Here is a 20,474-nt window from a genome sequence, read left to right as displayed (position 1 = left end):
GTAACGTTATGACCAACCTGTCCACGACATCCGACGATATCCTTGCCTGTGCCCGCTCGCTGATTATCGCAGGGGGGTACAACGGGTTCAGCTATGCGGACATTGCCGAGGTCGTCGGCATCCGCAAGGCCAGCATCCACCATCATTTTCCAAGCAAGGTCGACCTGGTGCGCACGCTGGTCTTTCGTTATCGCGAGGAGGCGCGGGCCGGGTTCGCCGAGCTTGAACGGACGGCCGCAGACCCGCGCGACCAGCTTTCAAGCTACGTCGGTTACTGGGAAAAGTGCATTGCGGATGCAAGCGCACCCTTCTGCGTATGCGCGCTTCTGGCCAGCGAACTGCCGGTGTTGCCGGCCGAAGTGGCTGGCGAAGTGCGTCTTCATTTCGAGACTTTGTCGGAATGGCTCACATCCGTATTTGAACGCGGTGCCGAAGTGGGCATCTTTCGACTTTCAAACCCGCCCCAGGCCGAAGCAGAGGCCTTCATGGCTGCGGTGCACGGCGGGATGTTGTCCGCACGGGTGCACGACGATCCAAAGCTCTTCGGCATGATCACCGCTTCGATGCTCGATCGCCTCTCCAACTGACCCAACTCGGCCATCACATCAGGCCGCATTCCACCTACCAACTAGTAGATAGAGAAAATGACGACAATTGATGACTTCGCCCGATCAACTCAGGATCGCTGGCTCACCTCGTATTACCTCTCCCGCGCGGCATTCTCTGCGGCCTGGGTGGCATCCGCTCTAACGCTCGGCCAACACTATGCCGTTCCTGGCGCCATCCTGCTGGTGATCTACCCGTTCTGGGATGCTGGGGCCAACTATGTCGACGCCGTCCGCAACGGCGGGTTAGCTCGCAACCGCACGCAAGCCTTCAATGTTTTCGTCAGCCTGGCCACGACAGTGGCAGTGCTCGCGGCTCTGCAGATCGGCCTCAGCACTGTCCTCACGGTATTCGGTGCGTGGGCCATCCTATCGGGCCTGCTGCAACTCGGCACCGCAGTCCGCCGCTGGAAATCTTCAGGCGCACAATGGGCGATGGCCCTGAGCGGCGGTCAATCAGCACTTGCCGGCGCGTTTTTCGTCGTCCAGGCGCAACAGCCTGTACCAGCGGTGATCCCTGTGATTGCGGGATACGCGGCCTTCGGCGCCGTCTATTTTCTCGTTTCGGCAATATCGCTTGTCATCGGCAGGAGATTACGGAAACAACGGTGATCTTCATCGTCTCACCACGCTTGGCTCGCTGGCGCGTCGCGGATGCGCCAGCCTCCCGCTCCTGCCTCGCAACGGGTGCGGACTCAGCCGGGGAAGGGCGGCCGTCAGGAGGCGAGCGCCCGGGCAGGCGCCGCGGCCGCCGACTCTCTTGGCCGCCGCGGCGCAGGCCTTGGCTGCGGGCGCCGTGCCTCGAAGGGCGGCCGTTGCGTCGGAGTGACGGTCAGCTCGAGGAATGGCCCTGCCGCAGGATGCGCAGTTGCAGCGGCCTGCCGATAGCTCCGGCATCGAGCAAGCGCAGCAGCGGGCCGGGTCCGGTGACCGGATGACCGTCGAGGCTGATGAGGATGTCGGCATCGCGTAAGCCGGCGCGCGCGGCGGGTCCGTCCGCGACCAGCGAGTGCAGTACCACCGCCGAGCGGCTGGTGATCCCCGCGGCATCGGCGATGCGCCGCGGCAACGGCACCATATCCGCTCCCGCGCCGAGATAGGCGCGTCGCACTGCGCCGTGCTGGAGCACTTCGCTGACCACCAGCTGCACGGTATTGGCGGCAACGGCAAAGCAGATGCCTTGGGCACCGGCGATCATGGCGGTGTTGATGCCGATCACCTCGCCGGAACTGGCAACCAGCGCACCACCCGAATTGCCGGGATTGAGCGCAGCGTCGGTCTGGATCACGTCCTCTATCGGCCGGCCGGTGGGCGAGCGTAGGCTCCGGCCCAGCGCCGAGATGACTCCGGCCGTCACGGTCGACTCGAAGCCCAGCGGATTGCCGATGGCAATGGCGATCTGCCCGCGTCGCAGATGGGCGCTATCGCCGAGCACCGCAGTCGAAAGATCGGACCCGTCGGCCTTGATGACGGCAAGATCGGTATCGGGATCGGTGCCCAGCACCCTGCCTCTGATCCGCCTGGTATCGGGCAGGGCGAGGTCGACGCTCCTTGCTTGGCCGACAACGTGCGAATTGGTGACCAGCAAACCGTCGGGCGAGAGGACGACGCCCGACCCGTGGCCGCGGCCATCGACCGTTACGGCAGAGACCGCCGGGCCAACAAGATCAGCGACGTCCGCGACCGCGCGCGAATAGGCGTCGAGCAGGCCCGCATCGGCCTTGGTTTGATCGGTCTCCAGCATGATGTTGCTCCGCAATACTGTCTGTCACGTCATCAAATGGGGATCGCCTGACGGCACCGCACCTGCCCATCTGGCTAGCTGTGCAAGCCCGCCCTTATGGCCCAGCTTTTCGGCAATGACCCAACTTCCGAGGACTCCTGCGATGCCGGCCGATCTCGCCACCCTTTCCCAACAATTTGCCGACCTCATCGCCGCGGCGGCCCCACGGCTCGTCGCCGTCCGGGGGGCCGAGGGCGGACAGGTCAGCGGCCTCATCTGGCGCACCGGGCTCGTCGTTGCGGCACATGAAGCCCTTTCCGGCGAGGACGACTTCGACGTCTTCCTCGCCGACGGATCGCAGGTGAGGGCTGAACTTGCCGGCCGCGACCCCACCACCGATGTCGCGCTGCTGAGGCTTACGACCCCGGATTTCGACGACTGGACGCATGCACCCACCCCCGCCGTCGGCTCGCTCGCCATCGTTGCCGGTCGCGGGGCCTATTCGCCCCTGGCGAGTTTCGGCCTTGTCTCCGAGATCGGGCCCGCCTGGCGCAGCATGCGCGGCGGCGACATCGACGCGCGCATCACGCTCGGCCTCCGCCTCTCCTCCCGGGCGGAGGGCGGCGCGGTGCTCGCGCCCGACGGCGGTCTCATCGGTCTCGCCGTGACCGGCCCTCGTCGCCGCGCGCTGGCCATTCCGGCCTCGACCGTCGAACGGGCGGTGAGAACGCTCAGCGAAAAGGGCTATGTCCCACGCGGCTATCTCGGGGTCAGCCTCCACACGGTCGGCCGCGGCGAGGGCGCGATCGCGGTCGGCATCGAGCCCGAGGGCCCCGCTGCGCATGCGGGCTTTGTCGTGGGCGACCTCGTCACCACATGGAATGGTGAGACGATCCGGTCGGTCGGCGATGTCGCCAACCGGCTGGGGACCGGTACGGTCGGAGAGACAGCAAAACTGGGAGTGCTGCGCGGTGGAGTTGCCAGCGAAATCGATGTCACCATCGGCGAGCGTCCCCGCGGCTGAGCGCTCCGCCCTTCCGGCTGCAGCGCCGCTCCGCATCGGCCTTGCGATCGGGGACGCCGCCCTGCTCGAGGCGTTGCGCGCACGATTGCCGTTCCACCCTGGATTGATCGAGAGTCCGGAGGAGGACGCAGCAGTCATCATCGCCGATGCGCCTCTGGTGCAAGCCGATTTCGAGAGTCGGCGGCCCGTCCTCCTCATCGGCACGCAGCGTCGAGAGCACCCGAACGAGACGGTGGTCGAGAGCCTCGATCCCGCCTTCGTCCTCGCCGCGGCAACGCTGATCGCCAGCGGCTATCGGATCGTGCGCGATCACGCACCGCCCGAGCCGGTGCATCTGAGCTCGCGGGAGAAGCAAGTCCTGGCGCTGCTCGTCGAGGGGGCATCGAACAAGCTCATTGCCCGGCGGCTTGATATCTCGGTGCATACCGCCAAGTTCCATGTCACGGCGGTGCTCGAAAAGCTCGGCGCTCAGAACCGCTCCGATGCCGTCGCCATTGCGCTGCGCGAGGGCCTGGTGATGCTTTAGTGGACCACCCGGTATCGGATGTGGGTGGCTTCCGGCGTGTCGATCACCCGGACGATCTCCAGTTCGATTCGCCGTGACAGCACGTCGAACATCCTCAGGCCCGCACCGAACAGCACCGGAATCTGATGTATCTGCAATTCGTCCAGTACGCCGGCCTCCAGCGCTTTCTGCGCCGTGTATGCGCCGTGCACCATGACGTCGCGATCTCCTGCCGCGGCCTTGGCCTGTTCCATCGCGCTCTCGATCCCCTCGGTCACATAGGTCACCAAGGGATATTTGGCGACGGCCTCGCCAGGCGGTCGGTGGCTGGGAACAAAGATCGGGACGCCGTGATGGTTGCCGCTCCAGTGATCGACCTGCTCAACCGTGCGCCGACCCGCAAGCACCGCACCCGTCGCTTGCACTTCCTCCATGAAGTGCGCGCCCCACCGGCTCCCTTTTGTGTTGGGGGGCGGGGCCTCGAACCCATACCACTCGTGCAAGCGCATGAAATCGTCGCCGCCAGGGTTGCCAGGTCGGTCGTTCGGCCCCGCTATGTAGCCGTCGAGCGACATCGACATGTAGAGAACGGAATTGGACATTGTGCTTTTCCTGAAGAAGGGAATCACATCCCTCCGATGTCAGCACGACGAACGGCGACCATCGGACTCGACAATGTCATCGCAATGCGGTCCCGTTAGATCGCGCGTCCGTCTTGTTTATGGATTGCGCGTAAACCTCTATTCTCGACAGGCTGCGATTCGCGTTGCTCTCCCACCGCATCAGCCGTGGCAGAGGCCAGCGCGAAAGTTCAATGCCAGTGCAGTGGGAGCGGTACCGATAGAGGCGGATCGCGAAGACATCTACCAGGGGCTGCCACGCCTCAGGCGCGTTTCCGGGCCTGGGCTATAGTCATGTCAAACACGCCCCTTGCCCTGTTCATCGGCATGCCGGGACTTGAGCTGTCTGCGGACGAGGTTGCGTTCCTGCGCGATGCGAACCCCTATGGACTGTTCCTGTTCAGGCGCAATATCGACAAGCCGGACCAGGTGCGCCGGCTCATTGCGCAGTTTCGGGCAGCAGTCGGGCGTGCCGATGCGCCCGTGTTCGTCGACCAGGAGGGCGGCCGCGTACAGCGCCTCGACAATGGCAATTTTCCAAGCTTTCGAAGCCTTGGCTCCTTCGGGGCGCTCGCCAGGAAGGACCTCGGCCTTGCCAGGCGCGCCATGCGCCTTTCGACGCTGGCCATGGGCACGATTCTGGCCGACCTCACCATCGACAGCGGGACGACGCCGGTCGTTGACCTTGCCCGCAAGGGCACCCACGACGTGATCGGCCAGCGCGCGTTCGGCGACGATCCGGAGCTGGTGATCACCATGGCGCGCGAAGTCATCGAAGGCATGCTCGAGGTCGGCACACTACCGATCATGAAGCACATCCCCGGCTATGGCCGGGTGACCGTCGATCCGCATTTCGACTGTCCCGTCGTCGACGCCACGCTCGATGATCTGCGCCACACCGACTTCCAACCATTCATCGCGCTAAAGGATACGCCCTGGGCGATGGTTGCCCACCTCGTCTTCACGCAGGTCGACCCCCAGCGTCCGGCCTCGGTTTCGCCTGATGTCTGCGACCTTATCCGCAAAGACGTGGGCTACGATGGCGTGCTGATTACCGACTGCCTCTCCATGGAAGCGCTCAAGGGTACGGGGGCGGAGCGCGTCGCCGCGGCCCTCGAAGCGGGCTACGATATCGCGCTTCTCAGCCAGGGTGGGCTGACGGTGGCCGAAGCGGCCGCCAAGGCCGCTCGCCCGCTCAGTCCGAAAACGCTGGAACGAATCGCCCGCGCGCAAGGCAAACGCGGTAACCTTCGCGTAGACGTTGCCGCACTCCACGGCGAGGTGGAAGAGATTTTCAGGGAGAGCGGCGTCGCGTGAAGCGGTGCCGGGATGAAAGAAAGGGAGACCCGAAGTGTTGACGAGAAAGCTGATTGCAGCGGCCGCTGTGGCTCTGGCCATGACGACACCGGTGAGCGCCCAGGCGGTGGTGACCGTCAGCTCCGAACAGACAACGACCTGGGTGCGCAACTTCAATCCGTTCGGGCAGACCTCCGCCCGCGCCACCACGCTCGACTTCATCTACGAGCCTCTGGCGATCTTCAACCGCCGCGACGGCAACCGGCCGAACTTCAGACTGGCCGAGAGTTTCGAGCTGGCCGACGATCTGAAGTCGATCACCTTCACCCTTCGCGAGGGGCTGAAGTGGTCGGACGGGGAGCCTCTCACCGCCGACGACATCGTCTTCACCTATGATTACATCAAGGAGTTCCCGGCGCTCGATTTCATCTCGGTCTCGGCCCTGCTCGAATCCGTCGAGAAGGTCGACGAGCGAACCGTGCGCTTCAACCTCATCGAACCCAATTCGCTGATCGCCAATACGCTCGTCGGCATGCCGATCGTGCCGGAACACATCTGGTCAGAAGTTGAAGATCCGGTGACATTTTCCAATGAAAACCCGGTGGGCTCCGGTCCGCTGACCGAGATCACCCGCTTCACCCCGCAGGTCTACGAGCAATGCCGCAACCCGAACTATTGGGACGCCGAGACCCTTGCCGTCGATTGCATTCGCCTGCCTCAGCTCGCCGATAACCCGCAGGTTCTCGCGGCCCTGGCCAACGGCACCCTCGATTGGGCGACGAGCTTCATCCCCGACATCGACAATACGTTCGTGGCCAAGGACCCCGAGCACCACAAGTACTGGTTCAATCCGTCGAGCCTGGTGGCGTACTCGCTCAATCTGGAATCGCCGGACGAGAACAACAGGAAAGCCTTCAACGACGTCAACTTCCGGCGTGCGATGAGCATGCTGATCGACCGCCAGACGATCATCGACATCGCCGGATACGGCTATCCCTTGATCAACGAAGACCCGTCGATGCTCGGCAAAACCTACGAGTCTTTTGCCAACCCCGAAGTCCAGGCCAAGTTCGGCCAGTATGGCAAGTTCGATCCTGAAGCGGCGACGGCGCTCCTTGACGAAGCCGGCTACGTCGATGCCGATGGCGACGGCTTCCGCGACAATCCGGACGGCACGCCGATCGCGATCGATATCGAGATACCGAACGGCTGGACCGACTGGATCGATGCCGTTCAGATCACCATGGAAAGCCTCAAGGCTGCCGGCCTCAATGTGAAGATGAGCACCCCGGAAGCTGCTGTCTGGACCTCGGATCTCATCGAAGCGAAGTACTCGATGACGCTGAACGCGATCGCATCATCCTTCAATCCCTATTTCCCATATCGCCGCTCGTTCAATCCGGATGATTTCGGCAAGAGCCGCTTCAGCGCCCAGCGCTGGACCGATCCCGAGGTCATGGATCTCCTGAACCAGTACACGCGGACCAAAGATCCGGCCGAGCAGAAGCAGATCATGGACGAAATCCAGCTCATCGTGGCTGAGAACATGCCGGTGATTCCGGTCTACAACAGCCCGGCCTTCTACCAGTACAACACCAAGCGCTTCACGGGCTGGGCGAGCGCCGAGAACCCGTTTGTGTCCCCGGTGGTCTCCAACGCCAATCCGGCTCGCCTGATCCAGCTGCTGGCTCTGCGCCCGGTTGCTCAATAACCCTTCCGGAACAAGTGGGGGCGCGTCCGGGTGGCGCGCTCCTTCTAGCAGGATATCAGCGGAATGGCCTTTCTGCTCCGACGCCTGGCGTTCTACCTTGCAGCGTTCATTGCCGCCGCGACGATCAACTTCTTTCTTCCGCGCCTGATGCCGGGCGATCCCATCAAGATGATGTTCGCCAGCGCTGGATCGGAGCTGTCGCTGGACAACCTCAACGCGCTCAAGCTCACTTTCGGCTTCATCGATGCGCCGATCGGCGAGCAGTATCTCGCCTATCTCAAGAGCGTGTTCACCGGCGATCTCGGGCGCTCGATCAAGTATTTCCCGCTCCCGGTAAGTGATCTCTTGGGGCGGGCGCTGATCTGGACTGTCGGCCTCGTCGGCGCGGCCACCCTCGTCAGCTTTGCGCTCGGAACTTTCCTCGGCGTGATGGCTGCGTGGCGTCGCGGCACCCGGTTCGATACCGTCGTCTCGCTGGCCTCGATCTTCTCGAGCTCGGTTCCGGCGGTCGTGGTCTCGCTGATCACGCTCTTCGTCTTCGGCTATACCCTCGGCTGGTTCCCGAACGGATATGCCGCCGATCCCATGCTCGATCCGTCCTGGAACTGGGGTTATATCTCCAGCGTCCTCTACCACGGCACCCTGCCGATGCTGACGATGGTTGTTGTCCTGACAGGTGGCTTCGCGGTGACCATGCGCAACAACATGATCAACCTGCTGGGCGAAGACTACATCGTGATGGGCCGTGCCAAGGGGCTGTCCGACAAGGGTGTCATGCTCTGGTATGCCGCGCGCAATGCGCTGCTGCCGACGGTTTCGGCCCTTGCCATCGCCTTGGGTGCCGTGCTGGGCGGCTCGCTGGTCACCGAGGTGGTCTTCAACTATCCGGGCATGGGCAACACGCTCTATCAGGCCATTCTCGCGCGCGACTACCCGGTAATCCAGGGGGCGCTGCTGATCATGACGGCAGCCATGCTGATCGCGAACTTCATCGTCGACCTCAGCTACGTGCTGCTCGATCCACGACTCAAGCGGGCCTGAGCGATGAGCCTCCTCACCCAACTGCTTCACAACAGGAAGGCCCTGGTTGGCGTAACGATTCTCGTCATCGTCATTCTCGTTGCGGTGTTCGCCCCGATGCTCACCGAGTACAGCCCCACCCAGCGGGTCGGCCGGCCGCACCAGCCGCCGTCCGCCGACCATTGGCTCGGGACAACGCGCCTCGGCTACGATGTCTTCACCCGGCTGCTCTACGGCGCCCGGGTATCGCTCGCCGTCGGTTTCGGGGCAGGGCTCCTGATCACGGTGATCGGCACCGTCCTCGGCATCATCGCCGGCTACAAGGGCGGCGTGGTCGACGAGATCATCACCTTCCTGACCAACATGATCCTCGTGATCCCCAACCTGCCGCTGCTACTGGTGCTTGCGGCATTCATCGGCCAGGCCAGCCCGTTGGTCATTGCCATCATCCTGGGGTTCACGTCGTGGGCCTGGGGCGTGCGCGTCACGCGCTCGGAGACGCTGTCGGTTCGCCAGCGTGACTTCGTCAAGTCCGCGCAGATGCTGGGCGAACCCAGCTGGCGCATCATGGCCTTCGAGATTTTCCCGAACCTCATCTCGATCGTCGGCATCAATTTCATCGGCAGCGTCATCTTTGCCGTCATCACCGAGGCAACGCTCGAGTTCCTTGGGCTGGGCGACCCGAACACCGTCTCATGGGGCATCATGCTCTACAACGCGCAGAACGCCTCGGCGCTGTCGGTCGGGGCCTGGTGGGAGATCCTTACGCCGTGCGTCGCGCTGGCAGTGCTCGGCCTTGGCCTTGCGCTCATCAACTTCGCCATCGACGAAATCGCCAACCCGCGCCTGCGCACCGGGGGCATGCTCGCCCGCTGGACGGGCCTCGTTAGAAGGGGTGAAGGACAGCTGTGAGCGACCCCGTTCTGTCGATCCGCAACCTCTCGGTCGACTACATCGGCGCCGAAGCCGATTTCCATGCCGTCAGGAATGTCAGCTTTACCATCGCGGCCGGTGAGTTCTTCGGCCTTGCCGGCGAATCCGGCTGCGGCAAGAGCACCATCGCTTTTGCCATCACCCGACTGCTCCGCCCGCCCGCCATCATCCGGTCGGGCAGCGAGATCCTGCTCGACGGGCGTGACGTTCTTGCCCTCGACAGTGCAGCCCTTCGCGATCTTCGCTGGCGCGAGGTGGCGATGGTGTTCCAGAGCGCGATGAACTCGCTGAACCCGGTGCTGACGATCGAAAGCCAGTTCTACGATGTGCTCAGGACCCATACCGGCATGTCTCGCACCGCGGCGCGAGCGCGCGCCGCCGACCTGCTGAGGCTCGTCGACATACCGGCCGACCGGCTGTCAGCCTATCCGCACCAGCTGTCGGGCGGGATGCGCCAGCGGGTCGTCATAGCCATTTGCCTGGCGCTCAATCCCAAGCTCCTCATCATGGATGAGCCCACCACCGCGCTCGACGTGGTGGTGCAACGCGAAATCCTCGAGCGCATCAACAGGCTGCGCCAGGAACTGGGTTTCTCGGTGCTCTTCATCACCCACGATCTGGCCCTGATGGTGCAGGTGAGCGACCGCATCGGCATCATGCTCGAGGGCGAACTGGTGGAGGTCGACGACGCGCAGGCGATCTATCGTTCGCCTCGCCATGACTACACGCGCCGGCTCTGGGCCTCGATCCCGCGCCTCGGCAGTGAACGGACCGCACGGGACGCCGGACAATGAGCGATACGACGCCTATCCTCGCCCTTGACCATGTCTCGAAAAGCTTCGGTCGGGCAGAAGCTCGCGTTCATGCGGCGCGCTCGATTTCGTTTGCTCTTCATCCCGGCCGCACCCTTGCCCTTGTGGGGGAGTCCGGGTCGGGCAAGACCACGGCTGCGCGCCTCATCATGCGCGAGTACCGGCCGGACGAAGGCCGCCTGCTGTTCCGCGGTTCGCCGGTGGAGGACGGGCCGCTCGGGAGCCTCAAGGCTTACCGCCGTGCGGTGCAGATGGTCTTTCAGGACCCGTTCTCGTCGCTCAACCCCGTGCACACCGTCCGCTACCATCTGGAGCGTCCGCTGCAGCTTCACCAGCCCGCCCTGAAAGGCGCAGAACGGCGGGCGGCAATCGCCGAGGTCCTCACCCGGGTGAAGCTCGACCCGGCGTTGATCCTCCCCAAATACCCGCATGAGCTGTCCGGCGGCCAGCGCCAGCGCATCAGCATCGCGCGCGCGCTCGCCGTCAATCCCGAGGTGATCATCGCCGACGAGCCCACCTCCATGCTCGACGTCTCGGTGCGGCTCGGCATCCTGAACCTGCTCAACGACATGAAGCGCCAATTGGGGCTGGCGGTGCTCTACATCACCCACGACATCGCCACCGCCCGCTATGTGGCGGAAGACATCATGGTCATGTATGCGGGGCAGATCGTCGAGTGGGGCGAGACGGAGAGCGTGCTCGGCAATCCGCAGCACCCCTACACCCGTCTCCTGCTCTCGGCCGTTCCGGATCCCGATCGCCGCCTGACCGAGACGCTGTTCGATGGCGAGCTCAGCCGCGTCGACGTGATCCGCCGGCAATCGGCCATCGACCAATCCGAAGTGCGCGAGATCGCCGCAAATCACTTCATCCGCCCGATGCCGGCGTGAGCAGAGTTCTCGGCGGTCAAAGCCGTCGGTAGTCGGTCGGCTCGCCACCACCGAGGCGCCTGATGCGGGCGACCGCCTCATCCAGGGGCTCGACAGCCACGGCCATGTGCCAGGCATTGGCGTGGATGATGTCGGCCTCACTGGTCATGATCGCCACATGGCCGCGCCAGAACACGAGGTCGCCCCGCTGCAGCGCCTCGACCGGCTTGCCCACCGCCGCCTGCTGGTCGCTGTCGCGCGGGCAGTCGCGACCGCAGGCGTATAGGGCCTGTTGCACCAGCCCGGAACAATCGAGCCCCAGGCTCTCGCGCCCGCCCCAGAGATAGGGCGTGCCGACGAACCGCTCGGCGACCGCCGCGTGGTCCGCCTCAGCCTCGCCGATAGGAGCGAGGTGCTCGTCCACGAACCAGCCGCCCGCCGCCTTGACGAAGCGGCCCTCGCGCCCCTCGGCGGTCATCAGGGCATTCATCGAGTAGAGCCCGGTGGGAGGGGCTTTTATGCTGGGGGCGCTGAAAGCGTAAGTCCGCAGTGCCCGCACCGTGTGGGTCGGTGCCGTGGGCGGCGCGCCCAGCGCCGCGGCCTCGACATAGCCGACATAGCCGTCGCGCTTCGCCCGCCCGAAAGCCCAGCCATCCACCTCGTCCAGCACCTCGAACAGCTCGCCAAACAGCAACTGGTCGAGCTGTTCGGCGGCGGGCGAAGGCGCGCGGCGCAGGGATGCAGAGGGGACGCCCGTCTGGCGCACTGTGGTATCGATGTAGCGGGCGGCCGGGACGATGCCTTCCAGCGAGCGGGCGGCGATCCCTTCGCGTGCCAGGGTCAGGCGATGATCAAGCAATGTGGCGCCTTCGGCATGGCAGAGATGTTGCGGATACCTTGCGCCTCCACGCCTGCTTGCCGGTCATGCACGAGACGTTGCACATATCGGAAAGTTAGCTGGACAACCGCGTTCTGTCACCACTTTGCGTATGTCCGTCCCGCTCAGCCGAGTTCCTGGGCGAGTCCGATGAGAAGTCCTTCAGGCCCGCGGATGTAGCAGAGCCGATACGTGTCTTCATACTGGACGACTTCGCCGACGAGTTGCGCGCCGCGATTGCGGAGCCGTTCTAGCGTCTCGTCGATGTCGTCCACGGCGAACATGACGCGCAGATAGCCCAGGGCGTTGACCGGGGCGTTGCGGTGATCCGCCACGACAGGCGGCGCAAGGAAGCGGGATAGCTCGAGCCGGCCGTGGCCGTCGGGCGTCCGCATCATGGCAATTTCGACGTGCTGATCGCCCAGTCCAGTGACACGTCCGGCCCATTCTCCTTCGATCGTGCCCCGCCCTTCGAGCTCAAGGCCGAGCTCGCGAAAGAAATCAATCGTCGCTTCGAGGTCATCGACGACGATTCCTATGTTGTCCATCCGTTTGAGCGCCATGTGTCCAATCTCCATTGTCGTGCAAACTAGCGCGTTATCGCGCCGTGTGCCGGGTCATCTCCGCGATGATGGTATCGTAGTGGGAAGGATGCAGCTCATGGCCGCCGCCTTCGAGCCTGACGAGCCTTGCGCCCGCTATGGCCTGGCAGAGCGCCAGGCCATGCCCAATCGGAAAGATCGGGTCGGCCGTGCCGTGGATCACGAGCAGCGGGGCGCGCAGCTCGCGGAACCGGCTGCGCCATGGCTCGCCTATCTCGAACAGGACGCTGTGGTTGGTGGCGCTCAGATAGCCACCGGAACGGTCGAAGTCTTTCTCGATGAAGGCTCTCATCCCGGCCTCGTCGAACTCGGATGCCGTGCCTGCGACCAGACGTGCATCCTCGACCAGGTATGCGACCGCTTCCGTGCGATCCGACCAGTCCACATCCAGGGCCATGTGTTCCAGCCACGCCTTGCCGCTCTGGGGGAGGCTGGACCAATCCATCCCGATCGGCGAGGTGCTGATCGCCGTCAGGGAAAGCACCCGCTCCGGATGCTTGACCGCCGCACCCTGGCCGACCATCCCGCCTTGGGAGAACCCCGCGACATGCGCCGCCGTGATCGCGTAGCCGTCGAGCACGCGAAAGACGTCATCGACCGCGTCATCGTAGCCATAGCCCGGCCGACCGGGCGGATATTTGGTCGAAAGACCAGAGTCTCGCTGGTCGTAGCGGATGACGAAGCGGCCCTGTGCGGCGAGCCGGCGGCAGAATTCCTCGGGCCACCACAACATGGAGGCCATGCCGCCCATGATGAGAAGTATCGGCGGCTGGGCCGGGTCGCCGAAGCTCTGCGTCGCGATCTCGACGCCATCGGCACGGATCACGCGCTCGTTCATGGCAGGCCTCGCGGCGCAGACTCCGGGTACTCGTCGTGCCTTCGTATCCAGTCCATGATCGTGGTTTCGAGATACATGTATGCCCGGTCGCGCATGCCGGTCATTTCCTTCTCGTGTTCGAGATGGCGCTTGCGGGCATCGAGCCATTCCTTTCGGGGGACGACAGGGTGCTGGGTCATTCGAAATAACTCCTCCTTTATCGCGTGCTGTCAGCCGCCACTGGTTCAGGCAGCCTTTTCGAGCAGCGCCGTCAGTTCGTCCGGCATGTCGATCGGCACATCATGGCCGCACGCAACCTCATGCACCTGCCAGGCCGGGTCGTTGCGATAGGTGTCGGCAATGGTGCTGAACCCGTCCCAGCCAGTGGCAACGATGTAGGTCTTTTTCGCCAGGTCCTTGTAGGCGCCGGCGACTTTCAGCCGCTCCGTCAGCGTAGCGGTCGGCTGCGGCGTAGCCTTGCCGTCCACCCAGGCGCGGTCCTCTTCACGCAGATAGTCGCCCGGCGATGTTGGGGGCGCCTCGATCAGTTCCCCCTTCAGCTCCCAGCCGCCGACGAAGTCGATGAACCCCTGCCCGTCTTCCGGAATGAAGGCCTCGAGATAGACAACCGAGGCTATGCGGTCCTTGACCCGTTCGATGACGCCGGTGCCGACGATGCCGCCATAGGAATGGGCGACCAGCACGACATTGCCGAGGTCATGAAAGAGGATCTCGTTGACCACATCGTCGATGTGCGTGGTGAGGTTGATCGGCAGGGTGTTGAGATGCGTGCGTTCGCCGAGCCCCGAGAGCGTCGGCACGTGCACCACGTGCCCCTTGGCGCGCAGCCGCTCGACCACGCGCTTCCAGGACCACGCTCCCGTCCAGGCTCCATGTACGATGACGAAGGTGGCCATTGTTTTCTCCTCCTATGATTGTCTTTTACAAGTGATTGTGTTTTGCAATCGATTGCGTTTTACAACCGATGATTGTAGTTTGCAACCATGAAAATGAAAGACACGCACACGCACCGCTCCGGCTGCCCCATCAACCTCGGCCTCGAGGTGTTTGGCGACAAGTGGAGCCTCCTGGTTGTCAGGGATATGATGTTTGCCGGAAAGCGGCACTTCCGCGAATTCCTGGCGTCGGATGAGGGGATATCGTCCAACATCCTCGCCGACCGGCTGGCAAAGCTGGTAGAGGCCGGCGTGCTGACGCGCGCCGGTGACCCCGAGCACAAGCTCAAGGCGATCTATTCCCTCACCGAAAAGGGTATAGAGCTCCTGCCCATCATCGCCGAGATCAGCCGCTGGAGCCGGAAATACGAGCCGGTCGACCCGGTCCTCGCGAGGACCGGCGAGGCGCGTGACCGCATGGGACCCGACGCCAACCAGCAGCAAATGGCTGCCCTCCGGCGCCTCCACCTGGGTGCGACGGACCAGGCTCCCGTCTGATGGCAGCCGCCCGTGGCAACCGCCATCATATCAAAGGCATCACGAATGAGGGCAAAACCCGAGCCGTTGGCGAGCAGCAGCACCTGTTCGTACCTTGAGCGGTGGCGGATCATCGTACGAGCACCATTCTGGTCCAACCGGAGCCCCTCATTTCTGGATGCGGTGTTCACTCGCGCGAACGCGAGTGCCTTGAGCTTCGATCGCCCGGATCAGCTGCTCGCGGGTGATGCCGACATCGCGCAGCCGGTGCTCGGGCGCAAACAGCAGGCTGAGCAATGCCTCCCTCTTCGCCCGCGCTGCTCGACGGGCGGCGACCCACGCGACGATGGCATGGAAGCCGCGGGCAAGGGGGAACTGGATGGAACGGTCGACCGGGGTGAAATCGGCGATGGCCATTTGCTTCTCCAACGGTTTGACTCTGTGCTGTGCCCAAGGCACCAACGCCCTAGCGGGCAGGGACGAAGCTATGGCAAACTGGTCAGGTACTTAATGACCAGTTGAGGGCGGAAATCCTTGTCCAGTCGAGACGCCGAGCTGCTGATCAGCGTGGATCGCAACGGGTCCGAATCCATGCAGAGGCAGGTCGAAAGGCAACTGCGCGACGCCATCCGTGGCGGCACGTTGCGGCCGGGGAGCGAGGTGCCATCGACCCGCGACCTCGCCCGCGATCTGGGCATTTCGCGGCCCCTGGTGATGGAGGCATACGCCCAGCTCGCGGCCGAGGGCTACCTCGCTCTGCGACAAGGCGCGGCGCCACGAGTGGCGGATACGGCGCCGGAGCGGCAGGCATACGATCTCCCGCCCGAGAGCTTCCCGACCGCAATCTTCCGCTACGACTTCCGGCCCGGCAGTCCGGATCTGTCGACCTTTCCCTCCGCACGCTGGCTGAAGGCGGTCGAGGCTGCCCTAAAGGCGATGACGCCCGACGATTTCGGCTACGGACAACGCTATGGCGTGTTGCTCCTGCGCCAGGCGTTGGCGGACTATCTCGGGCGCGTACGTGGCGTCAGCGGCGATCCGCGCCAGATCCTGATCACCAGCGGCTTCGAGCAGGCGCGGGCCTCGATGGCGCGGGCGCTGAAGCGGCGTGGCGTGACGCAGCTCGCGGTCGAGGACCCTGGCTATCACGACCGTGACATTTGGCTTGCGGCTGGACTGAGACTGATCCCCATCCCCGTGGATGAAAACGGCATCGACGTTGCTGCGCTCGCCAGGAGCGAAGCGCAGGCCGTGCTGCTGACACCTGCTCATCAATCTCCAACCGGCGTGGTGATGAGCGGCGCGCGTCGCCTCGCGCTCGCGAGCTGGTTGCGGGAGAAGAATGCCGTAGCACTCGAGGACGACTATGATGCCGAGTTCCGCTACGACCGCGCTCCCGTCGGCGCGCTTCAGGGCCTTGCGCCCGATAACGTCGTTTATGCCGGCACCGTGAGCAAGACGCTCGCACCGGCACTGCGGCTGGGTTGGATGGTCGTCCCGCCCGATCTGCTGCTGATGTTCGAGGACGAATTGCGGCTGATGGACTGCGGCCGCGGCCGGATTGAACAGTTCGCCCTCGCCTCTTTTCTCACGACCGGCGACTACGATCGGCACCTGCGCAAGATGCGTGCCCTCTACCGCGACCGCCGCGAGGCGCTCCTCGCCGTCCTTGGCGCGGAGCTGCCCGAGGCCGAGGTCGGCGGTATCTCGGCTGGCCTCCACGCAACCGTGCGCTTTCCCCGGCGCCTCGACGAGGAAGCGATCCTCGAGAGTGCCAACAAGCGGGGCATGGGCCTGAGCTTTCTGCGCCGGCACTATCTGGGTGCCGCGCCTGACGAGAGCACCCTGCTGCTCAGTTACGCGAGCATGCCCGAGTCGGCCCTTCGTACGGCCCTGCGCACCCTTGCCACTATTGTAGACGGTTAGCCCGAGGAAAACCGGAGGCGAGGCTGTGAAGGCCTGGACGCGGAACTCGGACACTGTCCTGCGCGGCGAGCTATACGCTCAAGACCCTGTTCCGGAAGACCGGAACCCCGTGGCGCTGGGGAAGGACTGATCGTCAGGCGGCCTTACGCTCTGCGCGGCGGATCCCCGACGTTGCGCCGCCGGCCTTGCCGGTGCGGGCGCGGCGCTTTTGCGCGGGCTTGCGCCGGAACGCCGGGTCACTGGCAACGATGGCGGCAATGCCGGCATCGATACTGTGGAAGATGTCGGTCAGTTCCGGATAGTCGAGATCATTGAAGTCGATGGCGTCGGGCAGGCGGGGCATGGGCTATGTCCAGTCGGAGTTGAGTGGCGATCGGGCATCATTAATCGTCTGTTAACGCCCGCCGCGCCCCCCAAACGGGTGGGCGGGGAATGATCCAGAGTGTTAATTTGTGCCAAACGGATGGCTCCCGAGATGGGGGCACCAGAGTCCAAGGAGGCTGAGATAAGATTCTTGATGCGCTTGACCGCGGTGGGGCGTAAATAGTTGTGCTTGGCTTTGAAGACTGTTGAGGCGTTGGAAATGTCTTGGTTGAAGTCGAATTCTTGCCTGCACTGGGCGCGTGCAGGCGTTCGCCGGGCCGTGGTTCTCTCCTGCCTGGTCCTGGCGGTCTTGCTGCAACTACCGGCAGCGGCCCAAGCTCAAGAGCCGCTGCCCGCGCCACAGGGACCGGTCATTCTGCTGGTCAGCGGCAATATCGGCGTAACCAATACGCAGGAGGGCGCCGCATTCGATCGCCAGATGCTCTACGATCTCGGCCTTACCGAAGTGAAGACCACGACGCCATGGACCGACGGCGTGCCGGTCTTCACGGGTGTCCTTGCCAGGACCCTGTTCGAGCGGGTGGCGGCGCAAGGCGTGACGGTCATGGCCTCTGCCCTCAACGACTACACCGTCGAGGTGCCGATGGAGGACTTCCAGAATTACGACGTGCTCCTGGCGACCGAGATGAACGGCGAGGAGATGCCCGTCAGTACCAAGGGGCCGATCTGGATCGTCTATCCGCGCGACGATCAGCCCGCATTGCAGGACCGACGACTGCACGACAGATGGGTCTGGCAACTCAAGGCGCTGCGGGTGCAATGAGCGCGCGGCCGTGGTTGTCGCGGCCGTTTCTTGCCGCTGCCCTTGCCCTCACAGTGCTGTTCGTTCTCCTGCTGGCGGCCGTCATACGGCTCGCCGTCAATGAGAATCGCCTGAGCGGGGAGCCTGCCGAAGGGGTCATCTGGTTTTCAAGCCAGGGCCAGTACGAAGCCATGCGACTGGCCGACGCGGTGCTCCTCTTCGAGACCGGACGGGTGCCGCGTGACGAGGTCAATCTGCGCCTGGACCTCCTCGACAGCCGCGTCCGCCTCTTCGAGGAAGGCTCGATGATCCATCGGGTCGCGGCAATGGGCTATGACGACGAGATCGCAGGCCTGCGGGCGACGTTGGATGTGCAGAGAGCGCAACTGGCGGACCTCCAGCCGGACCACGCTGAAGCAATTTCAGCGCTTCACGCCGCCGCACAGTCGATTGCGCTGACGATGCGGGACTTCGCCAATGCCGGGATGCTGGATGGGCGCGACAGACAGGAAGTGGTGCGTAACAGCCGACGGCAGATCCTGTTCGAGGTGCTCGGCTATCTCATCGCGACCCTGGCGGCGGGCGTTCTTGTTGCTATTATCGTCGCGCGCGGACATCGGAGCATGGCCCGTGCGGAAGCCGCATTGGACCGCGAGCGGGAGGTTTCGCGGCTGCATCGCGCCTTCACCTCGGTCGTCTCACACCAGTTCCGCACACCGCTATCCATCATCGATGCCAGCTCGCAACGCATGCTTCGGCGTGGGGCGGCCATGTCGGCGGAAGAGATCACCACCCGCGTCACCAAGATCCGCAATGCCTGCCAGCGGTTGACGCGGTTGATGGAGAGCACGCTCAACGCCGCGCGCCTCGAGCAGGGTGAGATCAGCTTTCACGCGCGTGTCTGCGACCTCCACAAGCTCATTACGTACGTTTGCGAGAATCAGCCCGAGGAAGACCAGAACCGGATCGAGCGGTCGCTGGACGCGCTGCCCAAGCTCGCCATGGCAGACAACACCCTGCTGGAACAAGCGGTGCACAATCTTGTTTCCAACGCCCTCAAATATTCGCCGGCAAGCGCATCGGTCGTCGTTCGGGGCGAGAGGCAGGGCGGCGATGCGATGATCAGTGTCGAAGATCGCGGTGTGGGCATCCCTGCCGACGAAATCGCGTTCATCAGCGAGCGGTTCTTCCGCGCCCGCACGGCAGAAGGCATTCCGGGAACAGGGATCGGCCTCAATTTCGTGTCGCAGATCATGGGGCTGCATGGCGGGCGGATCGACGTACGCAGCACCGAGGGTAAAGGTTCGACCTTCACCCTGATATTCCCCTATCGACCGGTGGAACTGGCCAGGCTCGCCTCGGAGGGCGCAGGTTGAAGGATGCCTGTCCCAAAGCCTCTCCCGAATCCGATTTGCGCCCCCGCGCGCAAAGGAGCGGGCGCGCTGTCAGACGCTTTCGGTGGAGAGGTGCGCCGGAAGTGGCCACTTGGAAAGCCCTCGGCGCATGCTAACATATCAGTGGCGCTCGGGGCGCCGGGCCCCAAGAGGGGCAGAGGGAGGAACCATGAACAAGTCACTCATTGTGAGCGCGCTTGCGCTGACCCTGTTGTCGGGTACCGCGCTTGCCGAGACGGCGGACAAGAGGATTGCGCTGTCGAACAACTACGCCGGCAACTCCTGGCGGCAGGCGATGCTGCAAAGCTGGGACACGGTGACCAAGCCGGCGGTCGAAGCGGGCATCGTTGCCGCGGCTGACGCGTTCACGACGGCCGAGAACCAGGCCACCGAGCAGGCAGCCCAGATCCAGAACCTGATCCTCCAGGGCTATGACGCGATCGTGCTCAACGCTGCGTCGCCAACCGCGCTCAACGGGGCGGTCAAGGAAGCGTGCGATGCCGGCATCATCGTCGTCTCATTCGACGGCATCGTCACCGAACCTTGCGCCTGGCGCATCGCGGTGGACTTCAAAGGCATGGGCAAAAGCGAAATCGAGTATCTCAAGGACGCGCTGCCCGATGGCGGCAAGCTCCTCGAGATCCGCGGCCTTGCCGGCGTCTTCGTCGACGACGAGATTTCGGCCGGTATCCATGAGGGCGTGGCCGAGAACCCCCAGTTCGAGATCGTGGGCTCCGTCCACGGCGACTGGGCCCAGGACGTGGCGCAGAAGGCCGTGGCGGGGATCCTGCCCAGCCTGCCGCAGGACATCGTTGGGGTCGTGACCCAGGGCGGCGACGGGTATGGTGCAGCTCAGGCCTTCGCGGCCGCCGGCCGGCCGACGCCGATCATCATCATGGGCAACCGCGAGGACGAACTCGCCTGGTGGAAGGAGCAGAAAGACGCCAGCGGCTATGAAACCATGTCGGTTTCCATTGCGCCCGGTGTTTCGACGCTCGCGTTCTGGGTGGCCCAGCAGATCCTCGATGGCAAGGACGTGCCCAAGGATCTGATCGTGCCGTTCCTGCGCATCGACCAGGATACGCTCGAGGCCAACCTGGAGACGACGCCGTCCGGGGGCGTTGCCAATGTAGAATACTCTCAGGAAGACGCCATCAAGGTGATCGAAGGCGAGTAAGCGA

24 protein-coding genes are annotated in these 20,474 nt (G+C 64.1%); 15 read left to right on the top strand and 9 right to left on the bottom strand.

Annotation, left to right across the window (positions count from 1 at the left end; translation table 11 throughout):
• Positions 1-8 precede the first annotated feature (8 nt).
• Both QQK18_RS05785 and QQK18_RS05780 read left to right on the top strand, forming a co-directional pair.
• Positions 9-587, top strand: a complete 579-nt coding sequence (locus tag QQK18_RS05785) for a TetR/AcrR family transcriptional regulator (RefSeq protein WP_284339357.1) — start codon at positions 9-11, stop codon at positions 585-587.
• A 57-nt stretch (positions 588-644) separates the two neighbouring features.
• Positions 645-1,217: a DUF308 domain-containing protein gene (locus tag QQK18_RS05780; RefSeq protein WP_284339356.1), complete on the top strand. Its 573-nt coding sequence runs from the start codon at positions 645-647 to the stop codon at positions 1,215-1,217.
• 220 nt (positions 1,218-1,437) lie between these two features.
• Here the strand turns inward: QQK18_RS05780 and QQK18_RS05775 are convergent, their stop codons facing one another.
• Complete coding sequence (locus tag QQK18_RS05775; RefSeq protein ID WP_284339355.1) at positions 1,438-2,349, bottom strand: S1C family serine protease; 912 nt, start codon at positions 2,347-2,349, stop codon at positions 1,438-1,440.
• A gap of 142 nt (positions 2,350-2,491) precedes the next feature.
• Between QQK18_RS05775 and QQK18_RS05770 the strand changes: the two genes are divergently transcribed.
• Both QQK18_RS05770 and QQK18_RS05765 read left to right on the top strand, forming a co-directional pair.
• On the top strand, positions 2,492-3,352 hold the full coding sequence (locus tag QQK18_RS05770; protein WP_284339354.1) for a S1C family serine protease: 861 nt from the start codon (positions 2,492-2,494) through the stop codon (positions 3,350-3,352).
• Positions 3,321-3,878 carry a helix-turn-helix transcriptional regulator gene (locus tag QQK18_RS05765; protein WP_284339353.1) on the top strand — a complete coding sequence of 186 codons (558 nt, stop codon included), beginning with the start codon at positions 3,321-3,323 and terminating at the stop codon, positions 3,876-3,878. The genes QQK18_RS05770 and QQK18_RS05765 overlap by 32 nt, the downstream gene beginning before the upstream one ends.
• Here the strand turns inward: QQK18_RS05765 and QQK18_RS05760 are convergent.
• Positions 3,875-4,459 carry a dihydrofolate reductase family protein gene (locus tag QQK18_RS05760; RefSeq protein WP_284339352.1) on the bottom strand — a complete coding sequence of 195 codons (585 nt, stop codon included), beginning with the start codon at positions 4,457-4,459 and terminating at the stop codon, positions 3,875-3,877. The two genes, QQK18_RS05765 and QQK18_RS05760, sit on opposite strands and share 4 nt — an antisense overlap.
• Before the next feature lie 312 nt (positions 4,460-4,771).
• On the opposite strand from QQK18_RS05760, the gene nagZ reads away from it, so the two are divergent.
• The 6 genes from nagZ to QQK18_RS05730 all read left to right on the top strand — a co-directional run bounded on the left by nagZ (position 4,772) and on the right by QQK18_RS05730 (position 11,139).
• Positions 4,772-5,794 (top strand): beta-N-acetylhexosaminidase, encoded by a 1,023-nt coding sequence (gene nagZ / locus QQK18_RS05755; protein ID WP_284339351.1) that lies wholly within the window; start codon positions 4,772-4,774, stop codon positions 5,792-5,794.
• 37 nt (positions 5,795-5,831) lie between these two features.
• The gene (locus QQK18_RS05750) at positions 5,832-7,484 is read left to right on the top strand and encodes an ABC transporter substrate-binding protein (RefSeq protein WP_284339985.1); all 1,653 of its coding nucleotides are present in this window, start codon (positions 5,832-5,834) and stop codon (positions 7,482-7,484) included.
• Positions 7,485-7,547: 63 nt separating this feature from the next.
• Positions 7,548-8,525, top strand: coding sequence for an ABC transporter permease (locus QQK18_RS05745; protein ID WP_284339350.1), 978 nt, complete (start codon positions 7,548-7,550; stop codon positions 8,523-8,525).
• A gap of 3 nt (positions 8,526-8,528) precedes the next feature.
• Positions 8,529-9,416: an ABC transporter permease gene (locus QQK18_RS05740; RefSeq protein WP_284339349.1), complete on the top strand. Its 888-nt coding sequence runs from the start codon at positions 8,529-8,531 to the stop codon at positions 9,414-9,416.
• Positions 9,413-10,231, top strand: coding sequence for an ABC transporter ATP-binding protein (locus tag QQK18_RS05735; RefSeq protein WP_284339348.1), 819 nt, complete (start codon positions 9,413-9,415; stop codon positions 10,229-10,231). The genes QQK18_RS05740 and QQK18_RS05735 overlap by 4 nt, the downstream gene beginning before the upstream one ends.
• Positions 10,228-11,139: an ABC transporter ATP-binding protein gene (locus tag QQK18_RS05730; protein WP_284339347.1), complete on the top strand. Its 912-nt coding sequence runs from the start codon at positions 10,228-10,230 to the stop codon at positions 11,137-11,139. Before QQK18_RS05735 ends, QQK18_RS05730 begins: the two co-directional genes overlap by 4 nt.
• A 16-nt stretch (positions 11,140-11,155) precedes the next feature.
• On the opposite strand, the gene QQK18_RS05725 is transcribed toward QQK18_RS05730, so the two are convergent.
• The 5 genes from QQK18_RS05725 to QQK18_RS05705 all read right to left on the bottom strand — a co-directional run bounded on the left by QQK18_RS05725 (position 11,156) and on the right by QQK18_RS05705 (position 14,331).
• On the bottom strand, positions 11,156-11,977 hold the full coding sequence (locus tag QQK18_RS05725; protein WP_284339346.1) for a C40 family peptidase: 822 nt from the start codon (positions 11,975-11,977) through the stop codon (positions 11,156-11,158).
• 143 nt (positions 11,978-12,120) lie between these two features.
• On the bottom strand, positions 12,121-12,558 hold the full coding sequence (locus QQK18_RS05720) for a VOC family protein (RefSeq protein ID WP_284339345.1): 438 nt from the start codon (positions 12,556-12,558) through the stop codon (positions 12,121-12,123).
• Between the two features lie 34 nt (positions 12,559-12,592).
• The gene (locus QQK18_RS05715; protein ID WP_284339344.1) at positions 12,593-13,435 is read right to left on the bottom strand and encodes an alpha/beta fold hydrolase; all 843 of its coding nucleotides are present in this window, start codon (positions 13,433-13,435) and stop codon (positions 12,593-12,595) included.
• A complete protein-coding gene (locus QQK18_RS05710) occupies positions 13,432-13,614 on the bottom strand; it encodes a DUF899 family protein (protein WP_284339343.1) in 183 nt (60 codons plus the stop codon). The genes QQK18_RS05715 and QQK18_RS05710 overlap by 4 nt, the downstream gene beginning before the upstream one ends.
• 45 nt (positions 13,615-13,659) lie before the next feature.
• Entirely contained in the window at positions 13,660-14,331 is a 672-nt protein-coding gene (locus tag QQK18_RS05705) for an alpha/beta fold hydrolase (RefSeq protein WP_284339342.1), read from the bottom strand.
• Positions 14,332-14,424: 93 nt separating this feature from the next.
• Here QQK18_RS05705 and QQK18_RS05700 point away from each other — a divergent pair, with 93 nt between their 5' ends.
• Positions 14,425-14,868 (top strand): winged helix-turn-helix transcriptional regulator, encoded by a 444-nt coding sequence (locus QQK18_RS05700; RefSeq protein ID WP_284339341.1) that lies wholly within the window; start codon positions 14,425-14,427, stop codon positions 14,866-14,868.
• A 147-nt stretch (positions 14,869-15,015) separates the two neighbouring features.
• Here QQK18_RS05700 and QQK18_RS05695 read toward each other — a convergent pair whose 3' ends face one another.
• Entirely contained in the window at positions 15,016-15,264 is a 249-nt protein-coding gene (locus QQK18_RS05695; RefSeq protein ID WP_284339340.1) for a hypothetical protein, read from the bottom strand.
• 117 nt (positions 15,265-15,381) lie between these two features.
• On the opposite strand from QQK18_RS05695, the gene pdxR reads away from it, so the two are divergent.
• Positions 15,382-16,773: a MocR-like pyridoxine biosynthesis transcription factor PdxR gene (gene pdxR / locus QQK18_RS05690; protein ID WP_284339339.1), complete on the top strand. Its 1,392-nt coding sequence runs from the start codon at positions 15,382-15,384 to the stop codon at positions 16,771-16,773.
• A gap of 133 nt (positions 16,774-16,906) precedes the next feature.
• Here pdxR and QQK18_RS05685 read toward each other — a convergent pair whose 3' ends face one another.
• Positions 16,907-17,116 carry a hypothetical protein gene (locus QQK18_RS05685; RefSeq protein ID WP_284339338.1) on the bottom strand — a complete coding sequence of 70 codons (210 nt, stop codon included), beginning with the start codon at positions 17,114-17,116 and terminating at the stop codon, positions 16,907-16,909.
• Positions 17,117-17,365: 249 nt separating this feature from the next.
• Here QQK18_RS05685 and QQK18_RS05680 point away from each other — a divergent pair, with 249 nt between their 5' ends.
• From QQK18_RS05680 to QQK18_RS05670, 3 genes are all read left to right on the top strand, one after another.
• On the top strand, positions 17,366-17,920 hold the full coding sequence (locus tag QQK18_RS05680) for a putative pterin-binding protein (RefSeq protein WP_284339336.1): 555 nt from the start codon (positions 17,366-17,368) through the stop codon (positions 17,918-17,920).
• The gene (locus tag QQK18_RS05675) at positions 17,917-19,275 is read left to right on the top strand and encodes a sensor histidine kinase (RefSeq protein WP_284339335.1); all 1,359 of its coding nucleotides are present in this window, start codon (positions 17,917-17,919) and stop codon (positions 19,273-19,275) included. The genes QQK18_RS05680 and QQK18_RS05675 overlap by 4 nt, the downstream gene beginning before the upstream one ends.
• Positions 19,276-19,462: 187 nt before the next feature.
• Positions 19,463-20,470, top strand: coding sequence for an ABC transporter substrate-binding protein (locus QQK18_RS05670; protein WP_284339334.1), 1,008 nt, complete (start codon positions 19,463-19,465; stop codon positions 20,468-20,470).
• Positions 20,471-20,474 lie beyond the last annotated feature (4 nt).

The sequence above is a fragment of the Devosia nitrariae genome (genome assembly GCF_030160115.1).
Classification (GTDB): domain Bacteria; phylum Pseudomonadota; class Alphaproteobacteria; order Rhizobiales; family Devosiaceae; genus Devosia; species Devosia nitrariae.
Note: the sequence above shows the minus strand (reverse complement) of the source record. Positions and strands in the feature narration are given on the sequence as shown.

Coding starts and splice junctions, on each gene's coding strand:
- QQK18_RS05785 (WP_284339357.1), top strand. CDS start 9: ATGACCAACCTGTCCACGACATCCGACGATATCCTTGCCTGTGCCCGC.
- QQK18_RS05780 (WP_284339356.1), top strand. CDS start 645: ATGACGACAATTGATGACTTCGCCCGATCAACTCAGGATCGCTGGCTC.
- QQK18_RS05775 (WP_284339355.1), bottom strand. CDS start 2,349: ATGCTGGAGACCGATCAAACCAAGGCCGATGCGGGCCTGCTCGACGCC.
- QQK18_RS05770 (WP_284339354.1), top strand. CDS start 2,492: ATGCCGGCCGATCTCGCCACCCTTTCCCAACAATTTGCCGACCTCATC.
- QQK18_RS05765 (WP_284339353.1), top strand. CDS start 3,321: ATGTCACCATCGGCGAGCGTCCCCGCGGCTGAGCGCTCCGCCCTTCCG.
- QQK18_RS05760 (WP_284339352.1), bottom strand. CDS start 4,459: ATGTCCAATTCCGTTCTCTACATGTCGATGTCGCTCGACGGCTACATA.
- nagZ (WP_284339351.1), top strand. CDS start 4,772: ATGTCAAACACGCCCCTTGCCCTGTTCATCGGCATGCCGGGACTTGAG.
- QQK18_RS05745 (WP_284339350.1), top strand. CDS start 7,548: ATGGCCTTTCTGCTCCGACGCCTGGCGTTCTACCTTGCAGCGTTCATT.
- QQK18_RS05740 (WP_284339349.1), top strand. CDS start 8,529: ATGAGCCTCCTCACCCAACTGCTTCACAACAGGAAGGCCCTGGTTGGC.
- QQK18_RS05730 (WP_284339347.1), top strand. CDS start 10,228: ATGAGCGATACGACGCCTATCCTCGCCCTTGACCATGTCTCGAAAAGC.
- QQK18_RS05720 (WP_284339345.1), bottom strand. CDS start 12,558: ATGGCGCTCAAACGGATGGACAACATAGGAATCGTCGTCGATGACCTC.
- QQK18_RS05715 (WP_284339344.1), bottom strand. CDS start 13,435: ATGAACGAGCGCGTGATCCGTGCCGATGGCGTCGAGATCGCGACGCAG.
- QQK18_RS05710 (WP_284339343.1), bottom strand. CDS start 13,614: ATGACCCAGCACCCTGTCGTCCCCCGAAAGGAATGGCTCGATGCCCGC.
- QQK18_RS05705 (WP_284339342.1), bottom strand. CDS start 14,331: ATGGCCACCTTCGTCATCGTACATGGAGCCTGGACGGGAGCGTGGTCC.
- QQK18_RS05700 (WP_284339341.1), top strand. CDS start 14,425: ATGAAAGACACGCACACGCACCGCTCCGGCTGCCCCATCAACCTCGGC.
- QQK18_RS05695 (WP_284339340.1), bottom strand. CDS start 15,264: ATGGCCATCGCCGATTTCACCCCGGTCGACCGTTCCATCCAGTTCCCC.
- QQK18_RS05685 (WP_284339338.1), bottom strand. CDS start 17,116: ATGCCCCGCCTGCCCGACGCCATCGACTTCAATGATCTCGACTATCCG.
- QQK18_RS05675 (WP_284339335.1), top strand. CDS start 17,917: ATGAGCGCGCGGCCGTGGTTGTCGCGGCCGTTTCTTGCCGCTGCCCTT.
- QQK18_RS05670 (WP_284339334.1), top strand. CDS start 19,463: ATGAACAAGTCACTCATTGTGAGCGCGCTTGCGCTGACCCTGTTGTCG.